Origin of the sequence: Empedobacter sp. UBA5528 (genome assembly GCF_002426075.1) — a bacterium.
In the GTDB taxonomy this organism is placed as follows: Bacteria; Bacteroidota; Bacteroidia; order Flavobacteriales; family Weeksellaceae; genus Empedobacter; species Empedobacter falsenii_B.
Genome location: NZ_DINY01000033.1, coordinates 1 through 23,195, shown reverse-complemented (window position 1 = coordinate 23,195; position 23,195 = coordinate 1). Strand labels below are relative to the sequence as shown.

The following is a 23,195-nucleotide window of genomic DNA, read 5'->3' as shown; positions in this document are numbered from 1 at the left end:
ATTAAAAATGGCAATTCAATTTTCAGAAGAAACACAACAAAAAGTAGATAAAATCATTGCACGTTATCCATCGGATAAAAAACAAAGTGCATTGATTCCTTTACTTCATGTCGCACAAGCTGAGTTTGGTGGTTGGTTAGACACTCCTCATTTAGATTATGTTGCAGAAGTATTAGAAATTTTACCAGTAGAAGTTTACGAAGTAGCTTCATTTTATTCGATGTTTAACTTAAATCCTGTAGGGAAATTTGTGTTAGAAGTTTGTCAAACAGGACCTTGTATGTTAAGAGGTTCAGACAAAATTATTGAACACATCAAAACAAAATTAAATATTGAAGCTGGTGGAACTTCGGCAGATGGTTTATTTACATTAAAACCAGCCGAATGTTTAGGAGCATGTGGTTACGCGCCAATGCTACAGTTAGGAAAAACGTATCGTGAGAATTTAACGATCGAGAAAGTAGACGAATTAATCGAGGAATTGAAAAAATTAGCATAATGGGACAAAAATTACTGTTAAAAAATATTGATGTTCCAGGAATTCGTCAGTATCAAGCTTACCGCGAAAACGGTGGTTATGCAAATGCTGAAAAAGCATTTAAAATGACAACTGATGAAATCTTAGAAGAAGTAAAAACTTCTGGTTTAAGAGGTCGTGGTGGTGCAGGTTTCCCAACTGGAATGAAATGGAGCTTTTTGGCAAAGCCAGAAGGTGTTCCAAGACACTTAGTGGTAAATGCAGACGAATCTGAACCAGGAACGTTCAAAGACCGTTTCTTGATGGAATATATTCCTCATTTATTAATTGAAGGAGTTCTGATTTCATCATTCTGTTTAGGTTCTAATACATCATTTATTTATATCCGTGGAGAATATGCGTGGGTTGCAGAAATTTTAGAAGAAGCAATCGACGAAGCAAAAGCTGCTGGTTGGTTAGGTAAAAACATTCAAGGAACAGGTTTCGATTGCGAAATTTATGTTCAACGTGGAGGTGGAGCTTATATCTGTGGTGAGGAAACGGCATTGTTAGAATCGTTAGAGGGTAAACGTGGAAATCCACGTCTTAAACCACCTTTCCCAGCTGTTAAAGGTTTATGGGGAAGACCAACGGTTGTAAATAATGTAGAAACAATTGCTGCAATTGTTCCAATTATTGAAATTGGAGGAGAAGCGTATTCTAAAATTGGAGTTGGACGTTCTACAGGAACAAAATTAATTTCAGCTTGTGGTAATATTAATAAACCAGGCGTTTATGAAATTGATATGACAATTACGGTTGAAGAATTTATTTATTCAGACGAATATTGTGGAGGTATTCCAAACGGAAAACGTCTTAAAGCATGTATTCCTGGAGGAAGTTCTGTGCCAATTGTTCCAGCAAACTTATTGTTAAAAACTGCCGAAGGTAAACCTCGTTACATGAATTACGAAAGTTTATCAGAAGGAGGTTTCCAAACAGGAACAATGATGGGTTCTGGAGGATTTATTGTTTTAGATGAAGATCAAGATGTTGTTTACCATACGTATACATTAGCTCGTTTTTATCGTCACGAATCATGTGGACAATGTTCACCTTGTCGCGAAGGAACAGGTTGGATGGAAAAAATCTTGAAACGAATCGATGAAGGAAAAGGAAAAATGTCTGACATCGAATTGTTATGGGATGTTCAACGTAAAATCGAAGGAAATACAATTTGTCCATTAGGAGATGCAGCGGCTTGGCCAGTAGCAGCGGCAATTCGTCACTTCCGTGATGAGTTTGAATGGCATATTAATAATCCGGAAGAATGTTTGACGCGTAATTTTGGTTTAGCACATTATGCTGATCCAATCGAAATTAAAGAAACCGCAAATTAATACGAAGATGGCAGAAGAAACACCATTATTTAAAGTTACTATCGATAACGAAACGATTGAAGTACCTGCGGGAACAACGATCCTTCAAGCCGCTCGTATGATTGGTAAAGAAGTAGCACCTCCAGCGATGTGTTACTACGGTAAATTAGAAAATACAGGAGGAAACTGTAGAACATGTTTGGTAGAAGTATCAAAAGGTAGTGAAGCAGATCCTCGCCCAATGCCAAAATTGGTTCCGTCTTGTCGTACAACAGTTATGGATGGAATGGTTGTAGGCAATAAAACGTCTGAGCGTACAGTTGAGGCACGTAAAGGTATTGTTGAATTATTATTAATCAACCATCCTTTAGATTGTCCAGTATGTGATCAGGCAGGAGAATGTAAATTACAAGATTTAAGTTACGAACACGGAGCAGAAGCGACGCGTTACGAATTTGATCGTCGTACATTCCCTAAAGAAGATTTAGGTCCAAATATTCAGTTGAACATGAACCGATGCATTTTGTGTTATCGTTGTGTAAAAACTGCGGATCAAATCACAGGTTGTCGTGAGCATGGCGTAATGAATCGTGGAGATCACGCTGAAATTTCAACGCATATCAACAAAAGTTTAGATAACGAATTCATCGGAAATATTATTGATGTTTGTCCAGTAGGAGCATTAACAGATAAAACGTTCCGCTTCAAAAATCGTGTTTGGTTCTTGAAACCAGTTGATGCGCATCGCGATTGTCCGACTTGTTCTGGTAAAGCACAAGTGTGGTTCCGTGGGAATGAAGTTTTCCGTGTAACAGCTCGCAAAGATGAATTTAACGAAGTAAAAGATTGGATTTGTAACACATGTCGTTTCGATAAAAAAGATATCAACGATTGGACGTTAGAAAAACCATCAGAAATTTCTAAAGATTCTGTTGTTCGTCAAGGTCATTACTTTGAGAATAAAGTGGAGCCAAAAGAAACACTTCCGAAAGTAATCAAACGCGATCCAAAGATTTTATTAGATATTCACTCGGTTTCAGAAGTAAATGAACCAAATCGTGATTTATCTAAAATTGATGGACCAGCAACAAGTAAAGATTTTAAAGATTAATCATTCGTAAATAAAATTAACAAAAATGACAGAAGAATTTATTGCTGATGCATTAGAAAAGTTAGCTTTAGTAGGCGTAATGATTGGTTTTGCATTAGTTGTTGCCATGTACTCTACTTGGGCTGAGCGTAAAGTTGCAGCATTCTTACAAGATCGTATCGGACCAAACCGTGCAGGTATTTTTGGTTTATTACAACCACTTGCCGATGGTTTAAAATTATTCTCAAAAGAGGAAATTACACCAAAAGATTCGAATAAATTTTTATTCATCTTAGGTCCATCTTTGGCAATGATTGTAGCTTGTATGACAGGTGCAGTTATTCCATGGTCGACAGCTTTCGAGATTGGAGATCGTGTAGTTGTTCCTCAAATTGCAGATGTTAACATCGGGTTTTTATACATTTTAGGTGTGTTAAGTTTAGGTGTTTATGGAATTATGATTGGTGCTTGGGCATCGAACAACAAATACTCTTTAATGGGAGGTTTGCGTGCAGCTTCGCAGATTATTTCGTACGAATTACCAATGGGAATTGTGTTAATCACAATTTTGATGATGACAGGTTCTCTAAAATTGAGTGATATTGTACATTATCAACAAGAACATGCATGGTTTATCTTATTACAACCATTAGGATTTATCATTTTCTTGGTGTGTTCGTTTGCAGAAACTAACCGTACTCCGTTCGATTTACCAGAAGCAGAAAATGAATTAATTGGAGGTTATCACTCAGAATATTCTTCGATGAAGATGGGATTCTTCTTATTTGCAGAATACATCAACATGTTTATCAGTTCTGTGGTAATTTCTACCATCTATTTTGGTGGATACGATATCCCATTTGTAGACGATGCAACATTAGTAAACTCTATCGGAGTGAATGGAACGGCAATTCTTAATTTCCTTTCATTATTCGGTAAAGCTTGTTTCTTCATCTTCTTCTATATGTGGGTGCGTTGGACAATTCCTCGTTTCAGATATGACCAATTAATGGATTTAGGTTGGAAAAAATTATTGCCTTTAGCATTAATCAATATGTTAATTACAGGCTTAGTGATTTTATTATTAAACAAGTAGAATCATCAAAATCATTAAAAGTATGAAACCAATTACAAATAGAGTAAAACAAGTAGAACGTAAACCCCTTACTTTTTGGGAAAGTATCTATTTGATTTCTATCGCAAAAGGGTTGATGATTACATTGAAGCACTTCTTTTCGAAGAAAGCAACAATTAGTTATCCAGAAAAACAAAGACCGTTTAGTCCTGTATTTAGAGGATTACACGTTTTGAATAGAGACGAAGAAGATCGCGAAAATTGTACGGCTTGTGGACTTTGTGCTTTGGCTTGTCCAGCAGAAGCGATTACAATGGAAGCGGCAGAAAGACTTCCTGGTGAAGAAAACCTTTACCGTGAAGAAAAGTATGCAGCGAAATATGAAATTAACATGTTACGTTGTATTTTCTGTGGATTCTGTGAAGAAGCTTGTCCAAAAGATGCTGTTTATTTATCGCAAACAGTTCCACCAGCAAGTTTCAAACGTCAAAACTTTATCTATTCGAAAGAAGATTTATTAATCCCGAAAAAAGCTACAAATTAATGGAATTACCTATCATTTTATTCTATGTTTTGTCGAGCTTAACGGTGTTAAGTGCGCTACTAATGGTGTTCAGTAAAAATCCTGTACATTCCATTTTATATTTAATCGTAACATTCTTCTGCATCAGCGGACATTATGTATTGCTAAACGCACAGTTTTTGGCAATTGTAAATGTCATTGTCTATGCCGGAGCAATTATGGTATTGTTCTTATTCGTGGTGATGTTGATGAACTTGAATAGTGAAAAGAAATCATTTGGTCGACCAGCAAAAATAGTAGCAGCGAGTTTAATCTCTTTGTTATTTGTTGCCTTGACAATTGGTATTTTCTCACAAAATCAAGCTTCTGCAAACACAGCTGTAGAAATGGGAACAGGTGATTTAGGATTGATTCACAACTTAGGATCATTGTTATATTCAGAATATGTTTTACCATTCGAGTTGAGCAGTATTTTGTTTATTTCTGCAATGATTGGAGCGGTGATGTTATCGAAAAAGGACGAAGAATTATTGGATTAAATATAAAAAGTAAAAGATGTTACCAATCAGTTATTATATTACTTTATCATTAATCCTATTCGGAATAGGAATGGCAGGTGTTATGCTACGTCGTAACGCAATTGTCATTTTTATGTGTATAGAATTGATGTTAAATTCTGTGAATTTGTTGTTAGTAGCGTTCTCAAAAATGCACTATCACGCAAATTCAGTATTAGAAAAAGGAACAGATGCACAACTTTTAGTATTCTTTATTATGGTTGTAGCCGCAGCTGAGGTTGCTGTAGGATTATCAGTAATAATTTTATTGTTCCGAAAAGTATACTCGGTAGATATTAATGTGTTAAATCGTTTAAAAGGTTAAGAATGGAGCAGTATATATGGTTAATTCCTTTGATTCCATTCATAGGATTTTTGATTAACGGTTTAGGACGAAATGTACTTTCAAAAAGCTTAGTTACTTTCATCGGAAGTGGAGCAGTTTTGGCAAGTTTCATTTTATCAATCATGGTTTTTATGTCAGTTCCATCAGGAGCAGATGCACAACCATTAATTTTTAAGGCATTTGATATTATCAATATTCCAACTTTACAAGTTCCGTTTGCATTTCAAATTGATGCATTAACGAGTTTGTTTTTGTTAATTATTACAGGAGTTGGATTTTTAATTCACGTGTACAGCTCGGCTTACATGAGCGAAGACAAAGGATTTGCAAAATTCTTTTCTTACCTAAATTTATTCATCTTCTTCATGTTGATTCTTGTAATGGGAAACAACTTTGTGATGATGTTTATTGGATGGGAAGGGGTTGGACTTTGTTCATTCTTATTAATTGGTTTTTGGTTTACAAATCCAGAATATATCAAAGCAGCAAAGAAAGCTTTCATCATGAACCGTATCGGAGATGTTGGATTCTTATTGGCGATGTTTTGGATTTTCAAAGAATTTGGAACGTTAGAATATGTAAAAGTATTCAGCCAATTAGCAATTGATCCATCTGCATTTACAGGTTTTGTATTGACAGGAATTACATTATTGTTATTTTTAGCAGCAACAGGTAAATCGGCTCAATTACCATTATTCACATGGTTACCAGACGCGATGGCAGGACCAACGCCAGTTTCAGCACTTATTCACGCTGCAACAATGGTAACAGCAGGTATCTTTATGATTACACGTTGTAACGAATTATTTTCGGCAGCACCAATCACATTACAAGTTATTCAGTACGTAGGAATTGCAACAGCTTTTGTTACTGCAACGATTGCAATGCGTCAAAACGATATCAAAAAAGTATTGGCTTATTCTACAGTTTCTCAATTAGGATTAATGTTCGCAGCAATTGGATCTGGAGCGTATATCGCAGCAGTTTTCCACGTAATGACGCATGCATTTTTCAAAGCATTATTATTCTTAGGGGCAGGTTCTGTAATTCACGGAATGCACCACGAGCAAGATATGCGCAAAATGGGAGGTTTGAGCAAATACATGAAAATTACACATATCACTTTCTTGATTGGATGTTTGGCAATCGCTGGTATTCCAGGTTTATCAGGTTTCTTCTCGAAAGACGAAATGTTATTAGGAATGTTTGTTTCTAATCCAGTTGTTTACGGAATCGGATTTATCGTTTCTGTGATGACAGCATTCTATATGTTCCGTTTATATGCAATGACTTTCTTAGGAGATTTAAGAGATAAAGAAGCTCATCCGCATGAAAGTCCAGCTGCAATGACAATTCCATTAATCATCTTAGCAGTTCTTTCTGTTTTTGCAGGTTATATCGGAATTCCAGCGTTGTTTATGCAAGACGGACATAAACTTCAAACTTTCTTAAGTGGAGTTGTATCAATCGGAGAAGCTCATCATGTTTCTCATGCAACAGAATGGATGATGATGGGAGCTTTATTACTTTGTGTACTTGGTGCAATTTATTATGCAATCAAGAAATACACAAACCATGTAGATGGTGAAGCAACAGGAATTGCAAAATTCTTTGAAGACAAATGGTACATCGACGAGTTATATGACAATGCAATTGTAAAACCATTGTTCGAGTTGGGTGATGTCTTGAAAAAATATGTAGAAAAAGCAGGAATTGCAGCTTTTGTTTTAGGAGTTGGAACTGTTTCTGGTCGCGCATCAAAAAATGTACGTCAGCTACAAAACGGAAATGTAGGATTCTATATTATGCTAATGGTTGTAGGAATCGTGGCAGGTATCGCAATCTTTTTTATGGGGTATTTAATTTCAAAATAGGTTAGTAATGCTTTTATCTTTATTTATCATTTTACCATTAATAGTAGGAGTTTTTATGCTATTAATGCAAGGTCAAAAACCACAAAGATGGTTAGGAGCATTCTTTGGTGGAGCGTTGTTGGCGTTGTACTTGTTTATCACTTGCAAAGGTGGAAACAACGAGTTAACGTTTCAAACACAATGGTTCAATTTCAACAGCGTTAAAACTTATTTCGCGTTAAATGCTCAAGGTTTGGGAGGATTAATGATTCTATTAACTAACCTTACTTACTTAGCTCTTTTTGTTTATTTATCAACAACAAAACAAAAATATAGCAATACATTCTATGGATTATTGTTAATCACTTTAGCAGGATTAAACGGAGTTTTCTTAGCAGAAGATTTAATTTTATTCTATTTCTTCTGGGAAGTTGTCTTAATTCCGGTTTATTTCTTAATCGGATTATTTGGAATTGGAAAAGACAAAATTCGCGCAAATATGACATTCTTCTTATACACGATTTTAGGATCGATGTTTATGTTAGGAGGAATTATTTACATCGGATTTTTCTTACAACCAGCATCATTTTTATTAACAGATGTTGTACAAGTTACAGGACCGCATTATTCAACAAACACAGCGTTGGCATTGTTATTCTTAATCGCTTTTGTGATTAAAATTCCAATCTTTCCATTTCATACATGGCAACCAACAATCTATAAAACATCACCAACTCCATTAACAGTTGTACTTTCAGCTTTGATGGCGAAAATGGGATTATTTGCAGTGGTTACTTGGTATTTGGGAATGTTTCCAACGATTTCAGAATTGTTCAAATACATTACTTATTTAGCAATTTTCGGATTAGTTTATGCCTCGTTAATAGCTTTGAGTGCAAAAAATGTGAAGAAAATTATTGCATATAGCTCGATTGCTCACTTAGCTTTAATTTTTGTGTCATTATTTTCTGAATTAGCAAATGGTGTAGCAGGAGCTTATTTCCAAATGTTTTCACATGGTTTAGTTGTTTTAGGATTATGGTTATGTGTAGATATTATGGAAAGAAAATATGATTTGACAGACATCAAATCGATTGGTGGTTTAGCAAAAGTTGATCCAACATTATCTATCTTATTCATGATATTCGGTTTAGCAAACGTAGCATTACCATTGACAAGCTCATTCATCGGAGAGTTTATGATGCTTTCTGCATTATTTACACACAATCCAGTTTTATGTGTAGTAGCTTGTTTAGGTGTTATTTTATCTGCCGTTTATACGTTGAGATTATCAAGCGCATTATTGTTTGGAGAAGTGAAAAACATCAAACAAAAAGATGCTCAAAAAGGAGGTTTTGGACCAATTGCAGTTATTTCTGTAATCGCAATCATCGTGATTATTTTAGGAGTTTATCCAACACCAATTTTTAATTTATTAGCACATTAATCATTTTTGAATAAATAGATATGAATACGATTATTTTATCAGCACTTTCAGGTATTATTTTGATGTTTAGTGGATTCTACATCAAAAATAATCGTGCCTTAAATATACTTTCTGTTGTTCTGTTTTTCGGAATGATTGTAGGAGGAATTTTCGAATTGAAAGGTTGCTCAATGTTCGCAGGAAAATTCGATAATATGATTGGACAATCGCTTTACGGCGTTTCGTTCTTTATCGCATTGGCAGGATTGGCAATTTTTTACTTATTGTTGAACAAAGATTTGTTTGGAAAAGTAGGAAAACACGTGGCAGAATATTATGCCTTAATTTTCTTCTCTTTTACAGGAATCGCAGTTTTAGCACAATTCCACAACTTAGTAATTATGTTCTTAGGAATCGAATTAATGTCAATTCCAATGTACATTATTGCAGGAACAAACAAAGAAAGTCTTAGAAGTACAGAAGCTTCTGTAAAATATTTCTTGATGGGAGCTTTCTCAACAGGAATTTTGATGTTAGGTGTAACATTTTTGTACGGCGCAACAGGAACTTTTATGGTTGATCAATTGGTAAACTATAACAAAGATTTCGAAACAATTTATTACGCAGGATGGTGTTTAATCATCTTCGCATTTTGTTTCAAAGTTTCTGCAGCACCGTTCCACGCATGGACACCAGACGTTTACGACGGAACACCAACTGTGTTTACATCGTTTATGTCGACAATCATCAAAGGAGGATCATTTTTAGGATTTATTTTAGTCCTAAAATCATTCCCAACAAATGTAGAATATGCCGAATATTACCGTTTATTATTCGCGTCAATTATCATTTTGACGTTATTTATCGGAAACTTCGGAGCAGTTTCTCAAAAATCTGTCAAACGTTTGATGGCTTATTCATCAATCGCGCAAGCAGGTTTCATGTTATTTGTTTTGTTCAATATCAATTCAGCTTCTAAAGAGGCTTTGATGTTCTATACGATTGCTTATTCAGTTGCGAACTTCATTATTTTCTATGCGATTGATCAATTCAAAAATCCAAAATTTGAGAGTTTCATTGGTTTAGGAAAAGCAAATCCAGTTTTAGCAGCAGCGATGACAATTTCATTAATTTCATTAGCAGGTATTCCATTAACAGGAGGTTTCTTTGCGAAATTTATGGCGTTGAGTATTGGAGGAACAAACGATAAAAACCTATTTTTGATTGTAATTGCATTGGTTATGGCAGTTTTGAGTATGTATTATTACTTCAAAATCATCAACTACATGTATTTCAAAAAAGGGAAAAACAAATTAAAAACACAAGACGGGTTAACAAATTTCCTTTTAATTATCGGAATGGTAATCTTAATTGTGATGGGAATTTTTCCAGGAATATTATCGTCATTTTTACAAACGCCAATGTGGTAATTGGAGAATGATTATTATATAGTTTTTTATTATTTATTATTTAAAAGCTCGTGTCAAGTACTTGACACGAGCTTTTTTTTATATGGGATTATTTTGCAAAGAGTGTAAACCCTAACTTATCAACAACACATTATTGATAAATAAAGTTAAAACCCATAAAATCATTTCGATAATCAATTTATCTTTAGAGTAAATCTTACGATTCTTCAGATGAAAAGTCAAGCGTTTAACTCAGTCAATTAGTTTCAACAATTAGCAGAAGAAATCAATAAAATGCAACAAGCATTTGCAGAAGGAAACATTAGTTCTTTAGATTTGTACCTAATGGAAGAGGAGGATGTATTGCAATACCTAAAAATTTGCAAAAGTACATTATACAATTACAGAAAGAAAAACCTTTTAAAAGCCTACAATTATTTTGGTCGAAACGTCTACTTAAGACACGAAGTTTACCAAGCAATAATCAATCAATTACTCAAATAAATCAAGAGGCTTTTAAGCCTCTTTTTATTTATAATAAATTTAATAATACTCAATAAGATCATCATTAAAGATAACAATTAACAACCAATTCTTTTTTTGAATCCTTTTTTAGACAAAAAAAGAGACAGAAGATTTAACCAAAAAGAAAAACTTCCCCGTTTGAAAGAGGTCAGGAGAGTGTAAATCAAATGTAAAACAAAACCACTACAACCACACAAACACCGAACAAACACCGAAGCGCTGCGGTACTTATCAACAGAACAACCACAGCACAACCACAGAAATATACAGACGAATACAAATAAGTACATTTCATTCCAAAGCATTGCAAATCATTCCAAATGTTTCCATTTGTATGCAATAATTGAATTAATACGGATATCCATTACGAACTTCACCATAGAAATTAAAAATCAAGTAAAACATTTAAAACCAAAAAGTATGGGTAAAGTTATTGACAGTATCATTTCAGGTACATCCGGTCGTACAGGTCGAATAGTAGTCGCAAATGTCAACGGTTACGAAATATCACGCATTCGTCCTAAAAAATTATCAAAAGCACCAACTCCAAAACAAGCATTAATCAAAGAACGTTTCAACAAATCAGTCTTATTTCTTGCGAGTTACAAAGAATATGCAAAAGCATTTTTCGGAACAAAAGTAGGATTACGTTCCACATACAATTCTGCAATGAGCAATGTCATGAATGCATTAGTCTGTGATATGGATAATTTACAAATACTACCTAATTATCATCAAATTCAATTTTCAAAAGGAAAAGGAATAGATCTACAACCCTTAGCCATCAGTTCTCCAACTCCGTTAACAATTCAGATCGATTGGGAAAACAACTCCATGGGCTCTAATGGCGAAACAGATTACATGGTGGCATTACTTGCAGAAGACAACGACCTTAATGTAGGAACCCAGTTTTTTCAAACCAATGCAATCCGTGTAGACTTAACATATCAACTAAGTTTATTACCAAGATATCAAGGTAAAGAATTACATATATGGATTGCCTTTGTCAATCCAGAAAACCTATTTGCATCTAATTCTGTTTACGTAGGAAAAATCATAGTAAACTAACATTGACTATGATTCAGAAAAGAGAGAAAAAACCGTTTATATCATAACAAATCACATAAGTTGATGTCCAAGATACAAACGGTTTTTCTTTTTTTATCAAAAGAAAAAACTTCACCAAAGACACAAAAAAAAATCCCTCTCGAGAGGGCATAGAAGAGTGTAAACCCTAACTTATCAAGCTAAATTCATTTCAGCTTCACATTATTTTCTAATCAAATTCCAAATCAAAAAATTGGCATTAAATCGATGACGTTAAGAAAATGATTGAAGAGCAGCGTTAAAAAGATTTTAGCTCGTAGAGTTTTTAAAATCTTTAGCGAAGCGAAAACCATTTTTAGTCCAATCGATTTACAGCCAAGTCTTTTTTGGTTACTTTTTTTGACTGTTCCCCGAAGGGCATATGAATACCAATTAATTAAAATAGATATTCAATGAATAAAAAAAGTAACAGAAGGTTGTTAACTAAATAAAAACAACCAACCCCCAACCTTCACCTTAATCTCAATCTTTTTTGTATTTTTGAAGTTAAAGTTTAATGATTAGTTAGAAATGAGAAAATTCACTTTACTAATCTGCTTATGTTTGGTTCAATTAGCTTTTGCACAACGTAAAGGATATTGGCAACAAAAGGTAGATTATAAAATAGATGTTGATATGAAAGAAAAATCATATCAATACGATGGAAAAATGCAATTGAAATACACCAACAATTCAGGTCAAAGCCTGAATAAAGTTTATTTTCATTTATATTTTAATGCTTTTCAACCAGGAAGTATGATGGATAATCGTTTACAAAACATTTCAGATCCTGATAAAAGAATGGCAACAAATATCGGAACAAAAGAAAATCCTAAATATGTTAGCCGTATTTCTGAATTAAAACCAGATCAAATTGGTTATCAAAAAGTAACATCTCTTAAACAAGATGGTAAAGCCGTTTCATATAAAGTAGACGGAACAATCTTAGAAGTTACATTAGCAAAACCAATTGCAGAAGGACAAACTTCTACTTTCGATATGGTTTGGAATGCACAAGTTCCCGAACAAATTCGTCGTTCTGGACGTAATTCGAAAGATGGTGTAGAATTTTCTATGGCACAATGGTATCCTAAAATGGCAGAATTCGATCCAGAAGGATGGCATTTAGATGAATACATTGGTCGCGAATTTTTTGCGCCTTTTGGTAATTTTGATGTCACAATTAACATCGATAAAGATTATGTAATCGGAGCTTCAGGAGAATTACAAGACCCTAATAGTGTAAAAGGTTATGTAAAAAATCCAACAATCAAAACAAAGAATGGAAAAGTAGCTTGGAATTTCAAAGCTGAAAATATTCACGATTTTGTTTGGGCTGCAGACAAAGAATTTATTGTAGAACATGCAAAATCAAAGCATGGTGTTGAGGTATATTTAGTTTACCAAGACAATGATAAATCTTCTGCATGGAAACAAGCAATGCCTTACGCATTAGGTTTCTTCGATTATAATTCTGAACACTTTGGCGAATATCCTTGGAAAACATATTCAATCATTCAAGGTGGTGACGGTGGTATGGAATATGGTACTGCAACTTTAATTGCTGGAGGAAGTAATTTAAATAGCTTAATCGGAACTATTTTCCACGAAGCAGCTCACTCTTGGTACCAACAATTATTTGGTATCAATGAAACATACAACGAATGGTTCGACGAAGGTTTTACATCATATGTAGAGCAAATGGCGCACCTTAATGTTGTAGATAAATTAAAAGTAATGCCTTCTAATCCAAATCCAGATGCCTACAAAGGATATATTAATTTAGCACTTTCTGGTAAAGAAGAACCTGCAAGTTTATTAGCAGACTATTATAATACAAACTATGCATACTCTTTAGAAGCATATTACAAAGGTCAAGTTTTAGCAATTCAATTAGGATATATTATTGGAAATGATAATTTAAACAAAACATTCCTAGAATTCTATAAACAATGGAAATTCAAACATCCATCAGGGAATGATTTCAAACGTGTAGCAGAAGAAGTTTCTGGAATTAATCTTAAATGGTACTTCAATTTATTCTTGAACACAACACGCAAAATTGATTACGCTGTAGAAGCTGTAAACGGAAACACAATCACAATTGCAAACAAATCAGATTTTGCAATGCCTATCGATTTGTTGGTAGAATATACAGATGGCTCAAAAGAATTATTCTACATTCCTTTACGTGAAATGCGTGGAGAAAAACCAGCAGAAAACTTAGTAGAATACCAAGGTGCAAAAAGAATTATTTTAGAAGATTGGTTCTGGACAAAACCTACCTATGATGTTAAAGTTTCGAAAGAAGTTAAACAAGTTACCATCGATCCAACAAAACGTTTGGCAGATGTAAACGATAAAAATAACGTATTTACAAAATAATGTTATTAGCAGTAAATATTGGAAATACTAATCTTCGTTTCGCAGTTTTCAAAAGTGAAACGGAGATTATTACATGGACAATCAATTCAAAACCTTACCGTACCGAATACGAGTTTTTTGCAAAATTCTCGAACATGTACGAGCCTTTCGGAATTTCGAAAAATGATATTACAGATATTGTGATAGGTTCGGTTGTACCACCACTTACAGCAAGCGTTAAGATTGCATTACAAAAGATTCACAAGTTCAAACCAATGGTTGTAGATCGTAATACGCCATCAGCAATCAAGCATAAGTCAAACCAAATGGGAACAGATTTATATGCGAATGCCGTAGCTGCACATTATCAAAATTATCAAGGCAAAAAAATTGTCATTGATTTTGGAACTGCACTAACTTTCTTAGGCATAGACGAATCAGCAAATGTCGGTGGAGTAGTAATTGCTCCCGGAATTATTACTGCCTTAAATTCTTTAGTAGGAGAAACAGCTCAATTACCAACAGTCGAACTAAAAGCACCAAAAACTGTTTTAGGATCAGATACAGAATCTTGCATGCAATCAGGAATGGTTTATGGGTTTTTAAGTATGGTCGAAGGAATGATCGATCGTATCAATGCCGAAGAAGGAGAACAATCTTATGTAATTTCAACAGGAGGAGTTGGCGGTGTTTACAAATCATTGACAGATAAAATTGATATCGATGATCGTCTACACACAATAAAAGGTCTTAAAATATTATACGAATTGAATAAAGATTCATTTCAGAAATAAATCTATTTTTAGATAAAAACAATTAAAAAGCTCGCTCATTGCGAGCTTTTTTCATTTTATATCAAATCATTTCAAAAAAATGTCTAATTTTCTGTAACCTTTTTACAAACCTTGAGTCTATTAAGTAAGAAAGCAATTAACACACGTGAAATTATTTGTACTAAATCGAAAAAGTAAAGAAGAAATTTTAGTCGATCGACTAAAAAAGAACGATGCTTTGGCGCAAAAAGAACTCTACGAACAAAACTCCAAAAAGATGCTGAGCGTTTGTAGAAGTTACATCGAAGACATGCATTATGCAGAAGATTGTATGATTAACGGTTTTTGTAAAGTCTTTAATCATATCGAGAAATTTCAAAATAAAGGAAGTTTCGAAGGTTGGATGCGTCGAATTATGGTCAACGAATGTTTAACTTTTTTACGTGCAAATAAAACATTGATTTATGTTGATGATGTAAGAGTTTCTAATTATGATGAAGCAGATGAAGAAGTAGAAGAAACATGGTTAAATTTTAATGTGCAAGACGTGTTAGATCAACTTTCAGAACCTTATAGACTGGTGTTTAATCTTCATATTCTCGAAGATTATTCGCATCAAGAAATTGCAGAAATGCTCAATATTTCGGTATCGACCAGCAAAACGCAATTGTTTCGAGCAAAGGCAAAACTGAAAGAAATTGTTCTAAGTAAAAAGAAAATGACAAATGAAAAACAACGATAAAATATCAAACTATATAAAAAACGATTTAGAAAATCGTGAGCTAAAACCTTCGCACGATGCGTGGGACAGAATTCAGGCTCGTATGGATGTCGCTCCATCACCACAAAAATCAAACTACAAATGGTGGTTATCTGCTGCGGTTGTGGCGTTATTTACAGTTACTACGTCTGTTTATTTATTTACGAATCAATCTAAAAATGATGAACCAAAAGAATTGGTAAATCATCAGGAACAAAATAATCCGCAACAAATTCAATCAGATTCTAATACAGTTCATTCTTCAGAATCGATTTTAGCGAATAATGAAAAGATTGATTCTTCTAAAAAAGAAGTTGAAATTCAGCCTCAAGAAGAGAAGAAACCAATTCAACATGGTAAAGTTCAAGTGGCGATAAACGAAGAATCTCAACAAGTTGAAATGGCTTTTCCAACGAAGAAAGAAGCTATTGCAGAGAAGAAAGAAGAGTTAAAATCAGAAGCTCAACCAAAGAAAAATATTGCAGCTAACACAACATTAGATTCTGTAAAAGTGAACAAAAAGAAGAAGAATTTTGTAGATCCAAATATGTTGTTGTATTCGATCGAAAATAAAGAAAATCTAAAGGAGTCAAACCAATCGCGCGTGGTTTCTATCGGCTTCAAATAAAACATTAATATCCATAAATTAGCAAGATTATGATAAAAAAACTTATCGTAGCAGGATTATTATGCTTATCAGCTACATCACTATATGCTCAAAAATTTACATTTGATTTGAATGATAAAAATGACGAAAAAATCAGTCCAATTGTAAAAGATCGCATTAGCGAATTTACGTTAGTGATTCGTCAAATTGTGCAGGAAGAAAAATCTGCAATGGAAAAGAAAATTGCGGCAGTTGACAAAGAATTAGCAGAAGGAAAACTGAATGCTTCTGAGGCTACAGCGAAGAAAGAAGCGATTGCAAATGTGTATTCGGGAACGATAAATGATCGTATTCAGGAAGTGAATTTTAACTTAGATGATATCATCAAACAACAAGTTGCATTTTCGATTATGAATGGCGAAGATCCAATTACGCCAAAAACGAAACAAGATGTGACGAAACGTTACCGAATTGCGAATCAAATTAACGGTTATGCTTCTTTTGGATACATGGCGTTTACAGGAAAAAAAGACGAAGAATTGAACAAACACGAGAAGTTTTCGAGCAATTTAACAGTAGGTTTAATGTATGAAAGACAATTATCCTTAACGAGTCCAGTTAACTTTTTAGCAGGAGCATTATTCTCTTGGAGAACTTACAGAATTGACGATGATATGCGTTTTAATCGTGATGAAAATGGAGATGTTGGTTTAATAAAACATGACAAATCGTTAGACAAATCGAAGTTGCGCTCGGCTTATTTTATGGTTCCAGTTGGATTTAAATACAATTTTTCGAAAGTCAAAAATATTACCGAAGATTTTGCATATCGTCCGCAAGGAAAACACTATATCGCAGCATATATGTATGGAGGAACGTTGTTATCATCGAATAATATTTACAAAGGAGATGGTGTTCGCAGCAAAAATCGTGGAAATTATAATGTGAATAATTTTATCTACGGAGCCGAAGTAACAATTGGTTTAGGATTGATTGATGTCTTTGTGAGAAAGGATTTTAATAATTATTTTAAAGATAATACATTCGATAATCGTAAAATGATTCAGTTTGGCATAAATCTTGGATTATAACAATTATCTCAATCATAGTTTTAGTATTGAAATTTTATAACATAACATTTTTTTTAATATAATGAACCTCAGATTTATCTGAGGTTTTTTATTTGTAGAAAAATTTTCTAAACCTGTTCAAAAAAATTGTAAATTAGTACAAATCCAATGAGAGATGGTAAAATCTAAACTTAGTTGGCAAACACTTCTTCTCGTCATCATTTTTCTATTATTAATGATGGTTAACTTCACGTTTGTCAAAGCTTTTTGGTTTGGAGGAAATTTTTGGATAGACGAACCTTTTTTACGCATTGGCGTTTTCATGATTTCTTTACTTGCATCGATGTCTATTTTATACGATTTAACGTTTAATTTGACCTTATTTACGTTAAAAGAAGAAACGTTCGAAATCAGAACAATTTTCAAAAAAGATGAAATTCCATATCGAGCAATTTATTATTTGTACGAAGAAGAAGACATTTTTCGCTTGAATCGCAATCAAATTCTAACTATTCAAACCAAAAAATCAAAGTTCAGATTACGAAGTTTTTTTGATTCAAATTATGATCAAGTAAAAACTAAACTAACCGAAAAAGCAGAACAATACGTTAATTTATTAGCTTAATGATATTAAAAAAACGTCGCTCATAGACGACGTTTTAATTATTACTATTATTTTTTAAGTAAATCAAAATGTTTTGAATCAGCACTAAAATTGCAAGCGACGTAAAAAACATAAAGCCAACATAAATGGCAACTTGTTTGTCTTGACCAATTTTTATGAAGATAAAATAAGCCAAAAGCGTTCCCATGATTTGCATCAAAACGGCGCGCCAAGCAATTTTTTTTACAACAGTAGCATCTTTGGTTCTAAATCCAGCAATTCCTTGATAAATTGTCGGAAATATCAACATAATAAATGCGATTATTTTTAGAGGTGTTTCCATTTATACTTTTATTTCTTTCTGCATTTGTTCTACAACTTCGTAAGTCGCAGGACAAATCAATGTGTTTTTTATCGTTAAATGATTTATTTGATAAAACTTTTTGCGATCTGTATGTGGATATTCACGGCAAGCTTTCGGGCGATCTTCGTAAACCAAACAATAATTTTCACTATCCAAAAACGGACAAGGAACTTGCTGCAAAACGTAGTCGTTATCTTCATCAATTCGTAAATATTTATCAATAAATTGACTTGGTTTGATTCGAAAAACATGCGCTAAACGCTCAATATCTTTTTGTGTAAAAAGTGGACCAGTTGTTTTGCAACAATTCGCGCAAGAAAGACAATCAATACGATTGAAAACATCTTCGTGAATTTCTTCCATTTTCTGATCCAAGTTTTTAGGCGGTTTCTTCTTCAACTTCTCCAAAAACTTTTTGTGTTCGCGTTGTTTTTCTTTTGCTTTCGCAAAATATTCTTCTAAGAAATGATCTCCCATTTTTCTATCTCTCCTTCTTTTACTTCAAAAATCTCCGCGCAATCAACCATTTTAAGGTTTTCAAATTGTTTGAATCGCTCAGGATCTCTTTGTTCTAACTTCTTTAATAAATGGTTGAATTCATATTGCATTTGACCTGTTGTAACCTCAATTTTAAACTTTGTAAAATCAAAATCAATTTTATTTCGGTCAAAATTATATCCTCGTCTTGTGGCTTCGTCCCAAACTTCTGCTAAATATTGATTAATCGCTTCAAGCGGTTTTTCAATTGCCTTGAAACGAGTTAATTGCGGATGATTTTTATAACCTTTTGTATTGCCTTCCAAAACATTTTTTGCCAAAAGCGTTTCGCGCCAAAGTGCTACAATTCCTTTTGCATCGAGATATTTCGGATGAACAGACCAAATTCGCATGAATAAAATATTTAATCTAATTTAGATAACACTTTATAAACTCCATGATGCTCAATATCTCTAACTTTTGCAACGTAAGAAATATTATCATTTTCGAAATTCGTTAATTCTAAAATCATTTTTTCTCCTATTGGAAAAGGAAAATTTTTATCTGTAACTTCAATAATTTCTAAAGTAATAACACACGGATTTACTTTATTGTAATCAATCTTAGATTTAATATATTCAGATTTATTTTCTGATGTAAATTCTGTGTGATATTTCTTATCAAATACTATTTTAGAATATTGATTATCTGAAATTTTATCAATTACAATTATATTCTTAAAATTATCACAAGTTTTTGCTATTTGTGCTTGACAATAATTTATCATTACAAATACTATTATGAATAAGTTTGATTTTAAAAAGTTCATTTTTATTTCTCTTTTTTGATCTCTTCTACATTTTTTACACCACGTAATCTGCAAAACTCTTCGATAACATTGTGATGAGAAACCGTTTTATCTTTAAAATAATTGACAAAATATTTCTTTTCTTCTTCAGTTGCTTCTAACTGATTCAAGATATTCATTAAGTGCATTTTCATGTGACCTTTCTGAATTCCAGTTGTAACCAAAGAACGTAATGCACCAAAGTTTTGCGCTAAACCAGCAACAGCAACAAATCCCATCAATTCTTTAGCATTCGGTTTCCCAAGAATTCCCATTGCTAATTTTACTAACGGATGCAAAGCTGTCAATCCACCAATTGTACCAAGCGCAGTTGGTAAATCAATCCAAAAACGGAAAATTCCATCTTTCACTTCGCAATGCGTTAATGAAGAATACTGTCCATCTTTCGCCGCATATGTATGCGCACAAGCTTCTACAGCACGGAAATCGTTACCTGTTGCAATCACAACTGCATCAATTCCGTTCATAATTCCTTTGTTGTGTGTTGTTGCACGATATGGTTCTATTTCTGCAATGCGAACAGCGCGCGAAAACTTTTCTACAAACTCTTCTGACGTTACATTTCCTTCTGCTAATTGCTCAACAGGACAAGAAACCTCTGCACGAACAATACAATCTGGTGTATAATTCGATAAAATACACATCACGATTTGAACAGAATCTTTTTCATCATCTGTAAAAGTAGAATCAGCTTCTATCTCGTTGCGTAATGTTTTGGCAAATTGCTCTAAACAAGAATTGATAAAGTTTGCACCCATCGAATCCATTGTTTCGAAAGACGCTTTTATTTGATAATAGTTTTCTAAATCAGCAGTTTTATCAATTAATTCCAAAGCTAAAATACCACCACCACGCGCACGCATGTTTTTTGTGATATCATTTGTCGTTTCGATTAATTGATTTTTAATCGTTGTTTCAAATGCATTTTGCAACTTTTCTTTGTCACCTTCGTACATAAAATGAACGTGACCCAATTTTGTTGTGGATAAAATTGTTGTTTTGAAACCACCACGTGTTTGCCAAAATTTCGCCGCTTTAGAAGCCGCAGCAACAACAGACGACTCTTCAACAGCCATTGGAATGGCATATAATTCGTCGTTGATTAAAAAGTTTGGTGCTAAACCAAACGGCATATAGAAATTAGAAACTGTATTTTCTGAAAACTCGTCGTGCAGTTTTTGTAAATCTGCATCATCATTCCAATATTGTTTCATGATTTGAATTGCTTTTTCATCGCCATTCAAATATTCATTGACAACCCATTCAATTTTTCCTTCTTTCGATAATTTCGAAAAACCTTCTACTGCTTGATGCTTCATATTGGATATTTTTTTTATAAGACAAAAGTACAAACGTTTTGAATGTTATAAGATATTTCTTCTGTTTTTTGATTAATTTTTAACGATTTAGTAGAGTAGAGGATTTGGTTAAACACAATAAATATAGAATTAGTTATTGTACTATAACTTTTTGAAGAAAATATCCACTTCAAAATTGATATTCTAAAATATAAAAAACACCTTTTACTTAACATAAAAGGTGTTATAGATATTTCAACTCTAATGTAAAAAACTTCATTTTTAAATATTTCTTAAATTAAGTATTTAAAATTTTTTGTTTTTTAAAAAAAATATTAATTTAGAAATATTAACAACAATATTTAAACTAAAAAAAATGGAAAAATCTTATTAGCAAGTGCTTTTGCACTTATCGGAACTTTTGCTATGGCAAACGAAACAGAAACAAAAATTACAAATGAAGTTAAAGAATTATCATCAGTTATAAATTATAATACTTCTGAAGATGTTAATAATTGTGAAATAACAATTCGTGATGGTAATGGTAAATTACTTGCTTATACAATAGTTTATGCTACTTCAGAGTTAAATTGTAATTATCAAGCTGATAAGTATTTAGAGCAATATATTGCAGATCATTCATAATTGAATTAACTAATATCAACTACATTAATATAGCCTGATTATAATTAATCAGGCTATTATAAAATAAATAATAAATGAAATTAAAGCCACTATTATTAATAGTTTTATTTTGTATTGCTAATTCTATTTATGCGCAAATCTATAAGCTTGATTATCAGTTCAATAATCATGTTTCAATATTGAATAGAACAAATACATATAACACAACATTAGTATATGACGTTCCTAATAAGGTAAGTTTATATACGGTAATAAAACTAAAAGAAAAAGCAAAGAGTGAAAAAAACAGCACTTCATTAGTTATAGATGAAAAGGTGATTGATAATGAATTAATTTATAGTAATTTCAAAAAATTAGAAATGGTCATTCAAGAACAGATTGATATTGAAATGATGAATTTTACAGAAAAAATACCAACTATCAAATGGGAATTATCAAATGAAACAAAAGTAGAAAATGATTATAATCTTAAAAAAGCGACTGCTACTTTCAGAGGGCGAAACTATACAGCTTGGTACACATTAGATATTCCTGTAAATGTTGGACCATGGAAATTGCATGGACTTCCTGGCGCAATAGTAAGTGTTAATGAAGACAGCGGGAGATATTCTTGGCAATTAAAGGACGTGAAAAAGATAGAAGTAAGTACAATAAAAAATCCTTTAGAAAATAAAACGTATGCTGTAAAAAGCATCAAAGAATATCCACAATTAAAATTTGAAACGCCAGAAAGAGTTAAAGAAAAATTAAGAAAAATAGACAGTAATTTTATATTCCCAAAAGGAGAAAGAATAGATATAGAATTATTATTTGAATGGGAAAATAATTTATGATTCAATTAACTATCCAAAGCCACAGAAATTAGAAAAAAATAAGAATCTATATGAAAAATATACTTTCATTTGTAATGTTATTGTGTTTTGTAAATACATTTTGTCAAGAAAAAATACAAATAGAATACGAATTTCGAAATGAATTTGATATTGAAAATGCAAAAGATGCTGTTGTCAAAGAACGATTAAAAAACAGTAACGAAAATAGATTGTATTTTGAGTTTTTAAGTTCTGATAAAGAATCGCTTTTCCAAAGAATAGATAGAATTGATAACTCTCAGGGTAGATCAGGAGTCTCAATTTCCTTTATAAGTGGACCAGGAGGAATTTATTATAAAAATTTAGTTGACAAATCAACTCTTTCTGAAGTGAACTATAACGGAAAAAAAATGTTAATAACCGATTCTATAACAACCAAAAATTGGATATTAGCAAAAGATAAAGATAAAATTTTAGGGTTCGATGTTAAAAAAGCAACTTTACAAGTTTCTGAAAATTCATTTGTTGAAGCTTGGTATGCGTCAACAATTAAAATAAAAAATGGACCTTCTAATTATGAAGGATTACCAGGAATTATTCTAAAATTAATTTTGACGAATAAAGAAGAAAATTCCGTAAACAAACAAATTTATTTAGCAACAAAAGTTGAAGTGAGTGATAAATTAAAAATAAATAAACCAACAAAAGGTAAATCGATAACTCAAGTAGAATTTGATGAAATGATGAAAGAGGAGGAGAGAAAATTTAATGAATTATTTAAACAATAATTAAAAAACATATAAAAAGACACTGTCCAAAATTTTGTG

General features: G+C 32.6%; 26 protein-coding genes. 21 read left to right on the top strand and 5 right to left on the bottom strand.

The window, feature by feature from the left end:
* Positions 1–7 precede the first annotated feature (7 nt).
* From nuoE to B4L98_RS07500, 18 genes are all read left to right on the top strand, one after another.
* Positions 8–499: a complex I 24 kDa subunit family protein gene (gene nuoE / locus B4L98_RS07585; RefSeq protein WP_115002287.1), complete on the top strand. Its 492-nt coding sequence runs from the start codon at positions 8–10 to the stop codon at positions 497–499.
* The gene (gene nuoF / locus B4L98_RS07580) at positions 499–1,857 is read left to right on the top strand and encodes an NADH-quinone oxidoreductase subunit NuoF (protein ID WP_221854711.1); all 1,359 of its coding nucleotides are present in this window, start codon (positions 499–501) and stop codon (positions 1,855–1,857) included. The genes nuoE and nuoF overlap by 1 nt, the downstream gene beginning before the upstream one ends.
* Before the next feature lie 7 nt (positions 1,858–1,864).
* Positions 1,865–2,947: a 2Fe-2S iron-sulfur cluster-binding protein gene (locus B4L98_RS07575; protein WP_038333449.1), complete on the top strand. Its 1,083-nt coding sequence runs from the start codon at positions 1,865–1,867 to the stop codon at positions 2,945–2,947.
* A 25-nt stretch (positions 2,948–2,972) separates the two neighbouring features.
* Positions 2,973–4,022 (top strand): NADH-quinone oxidoreductase subunit NuoH, encoded by a 1,050-nt coding sequence (nuoH, locus tag B4L98_RS07570; protein WP_019974862.1) that lies wholly within the window; start codon positions 2,973–2,975, stop codon positions 4,020–4,022.
* A gap of 22 nt (positions 4,023–4,044) precedes the next feature.
* Positions 4,045–4,545 (top strand): NADH-quinone oxidoreductase subunit NuoI, encoded by a 501-nt coding sequence (nuoI, locus tag B4L98_RS07565; RefSeq protein ID WP_038333352.1) that lies wholly within the window; start codon positions 4,045–4,047, stop codon positions 4,543–4,545.
* Positions 4,545–5,063, top strand: coding sequence for an NADH-quinone oxidoreductase subunit J (locus tag B4L98_RS07560; protein WP_125348899.1), 519 nt, complete (start codon positions 4,545–4,547; stop codon positions 5,061–5,063). The genes nuoI and B4L98_RS07560 overlap by 1 nt, the downstream gene beginning before the upstream one ends.
* A gap of 16 nt (positions 5,064–5,079) precedes the next feature.
* Complete coding sequence (gene nuoK, locus B4L98_RS07555; RefSeq protein WP_125348900.1) at positions 5,080–5,406, top strand: NADH-quinone oxidoreductase subunit NuoK; 327 nt, start codon at positions 5,080–5,082, stop codon at positions 5,404–5,406.
* A 2-nt stretch (positions 5,407–5,408) separates the two neighbouring features.
* Positions 5,409–7,301 (top strand): NADH-quinone oxidoreductase subunit L, encoded by a 1,893-nt coding sequence (nuoL, locus tag B4L98_RS07550; RefSeq protein ID WP_125348901.1) that lies wholly within the window; start codon positions 5,409–5,411, stop codon positions 7,299–7,301.
* A 7-nt stretch (positions 7,302–7,308) separates the two neighbouring features.
* Positions 7,309–8,727, top strand: a complete 1,419-nt coding sequence (locus tag B4L98_RS07545; RefSeq protein ID WP_291077926.1) for a complex I subunit 4 family protein — start codon at positions 7,309–7,311, stop codon at positions 8,725–8,727.
* 20 nt (positions 8,728–8,747) lie between these two features.
* Positions 8,748–10,136 carry an NADH-quinone oxidoreductase subunit N gene (locus B4L98_RS07540; protein WP_286494973.1) on the top strand — a complete coding sequence of 463 codons (1,389 nt, stop codon included), beginning with the start codon at positions 8,748–8,750 and terminating at the stop codon, positions 10,134–10,136.
* Positions 10,137–10,409: 273 nt separating this feature from the next.
* The gene (locus tag B4L98_RS07535) at positions 10,410–10,619 is read left to right on the top strand and encodes a helix-turn-helix domain-containing protein (RefSeq protein ID WP_219034519.1); all 210 of its coding nucleotides are present in this window, start codon (positions 10,410–10,412) and stop codon (positions 10,617–10,619) included.
* Between the two features lie 441 nt (positions 10,620–11,060).
* The gene (locus B4L98_RS07530; RefSeq protein WP_219034520.1) at positions 11,061–11,708 is read left to right on the top strand and encodes a DUF6266 family protein; all 648 of its coding nucleotides are present in this window, start codon (positions 11,061–11,063) and stop codon (positions 11,706–11,708) included.
* 549 nt (positions 11,709–12,257) lie between these two features.
* Positions 12,258–14,111 (top strand): M1 family metallopeptidase, encoded by a 1,854-nt coding sequence (locus tag B4L98_RS07525; protein ID WP_219034521.1) that lies wholly within the window; start codon positions 12,258–12,260, stop codon positions 14,109–14,111.
* Positions 14,111–14,884 (top strand): type III pantothenate kinase, encoded by a 774-nt coding sequence (locus tag B4L98_RS07520; RefSeq protein ID WP_257468124.1) that lies wholly within the window; start codon positions 14,111–14,113, stop codon positions 14,882–14,884. Before B4L98_RS07525 ends, B4L98_RS07520 begins: the two co-directional genes overlap by 1 nt.
* Before the next feature lie 145 nt (positions 14,885–15,029).
* The gene (locus tag B4L98_RS07515; protein ID WP_219034522.1) at positions 15,030–15,605 is read left to right on the top strand and encodes an RNA polymerase sigma factor; all 576 of its coding nucleotides are present in this window, start codon (positions 15,030–15,032) and stop codon (positions 15,603–15,605) included.
* The gene (locus tag B4L98_RS07510) at positions 15,589–16,251 is read left to right on the top strand and encodes a hypothetical protein (RefSeq protein ID WP_219034523.1); all 663 of its coding nucleotides are present in this window, start codon (positions 15,589–15,591) and stop codon (positions 16,249–16,251) included. Before B4L98_RS07515 ends, B4L98_RS07510 begins: the two co-directional genes overlap by 17 nt.
* Before the next feature lie 29 nt (positions 16,252–16,280).
* On the top strand, positions 16,281–17,321 hold the full coding sequence (locus B4L98_RS07505; protein WP_286494968.1) for a PorT family protein: 1,041 nt from the start codon (positions 16,281–16,283) through the stop codon (positions 17,319–17,321).
* 154 nt (positions 17,322–17,475) lie between these two features.
* Complete coding sequence (locus tag B4L98_RS07500) at positions 17,476–17,925, top strand: hypothetical protein (protein WP_147280029.1); 450 nt, start codon at positions 17,476–17,478, stop codon at positions 17,923–17,925.
* A gap of 34 nt (positions 17,926–17,959) precedes the next feature.
* On the opposite strand, the gene B4L98_RS07495 is transcribed toward B4L98_RS07500, so the two are convergent.
* From B4L98_RS07495 to B4L98_RS07475, 5 genes are read right to left on the bottom strand one after another with little or no spacing between them, the layout of a single operon-like run.
* The gene (locus tag B4L98_RS07495) at positions 17,960–18,247 is read right to left on the bottom strand and encodes a hypothetical protein (protein WP_125348911.1); all 288 of its coding nucleotides are present in this window, start codon (positions 18,245–18,247) and stop codon (positions 17,960–17,962) included.
* Positions 18,248–18,745 (bottom strand): YkgJ family cysteine cluster protein, encoded by a 498-nt coding sequence (locus tag B4L98_RS07490; protein ID WP_171623750.1) that lies wholly within the window; start codon positions 18,743–18,745, stop codon positions 18,248–18,250. It lies immediately after the preceding gene.
* On the bottom strand, positions 18,727–19,158 hold the full coding sequence (locus tag B4L98_RS07485; RefSeq protein WP_291077925.1) for a pyrimidine dimer DNA glycosylase/endonuclease V: 432 nt from the start codon (positions 19,156–19,158) through the stop codon (positions 18,727–18,729). The genes B4L98_RS07490 and B4L98_RS07485 overlap by 19 nt, the downstream gene beginning before the upstream one ends.
* Before the next feature lie 11 nt (positions 19,159–19,169).
* A complete protein-coding gene (locus B4L98_RS07480; protein WP_291077924.1) occupies positions 19,170–19,532 on the bottom strand; it encodes a hypothetical protein in 363 nt (120 codons plus the stop codon).
* A gap of 44 nt (positions 19,533–19,576) precedes the next feature.
* Positions 19,577–20,950 carry a hydroxymethylglutaryl-CoA reductase, degradative gene (locus tag B4L98_RS07475; RefSeq protein WP_280049876.1) on the bottom strand — a complete coding sequence of 458 codons (1,374 nt, stop codon included), beginning with the start codon at positions 20,948–20,950 and terminating at the stop codon, positions 19,577–19,579.
* A 387-nt stretch (positions 20,951–21,337) separates the two neighbouring features.
* Here B4L98_RS07475 and B4L98_RS07470 point away from each other — a divergent pair, with 387 nt between their 5' ends.
* The 3 genes from B4L98_RS07470 to B4L98_RS07460 all read left to right on the top strand — a co-directional run bounded on the left by B4L98_RS07470 (position 21,338) and on the right by B4L98_RS07460 (position 23,156).
* Complete coding sequence (locus B4L98_RS07470; RefSeq protein ID WP_115002328.1) at positions 21,338–21,556, top strand: hypothetical protein; 219 nt, start codon at positions 21,338–21,340, stop codon at positions 21,554–21,556.
* Positions 21,557–21,630: 74 nt separating this feature from the next.
* On the top strand, positions 21,631–22,389 hold the full coding sequence (locus B4L98_RS07465) for a GLPGLI family protein (protein WP_115002330.1): 759 nt from the start codon (positions 21,631–21,633) through the stop codon (positions 22,387–22,389).
* 50 nt (positions 22,390–22,439) lie between these two features.
* Positions 22,440–23,156: a GLPGLI family protein gene (locus tag B4L98_RS07460; protein WP_115002331.1), complete on the top strand. Its 717-nt coding sequence runs from the start codon at positions 22,440–22,442 to the stop codon at positions 23,154–23,156.
* The last annotated feature ends 39 nt before the right edge of the window (positions 23,157–23,195 follow it).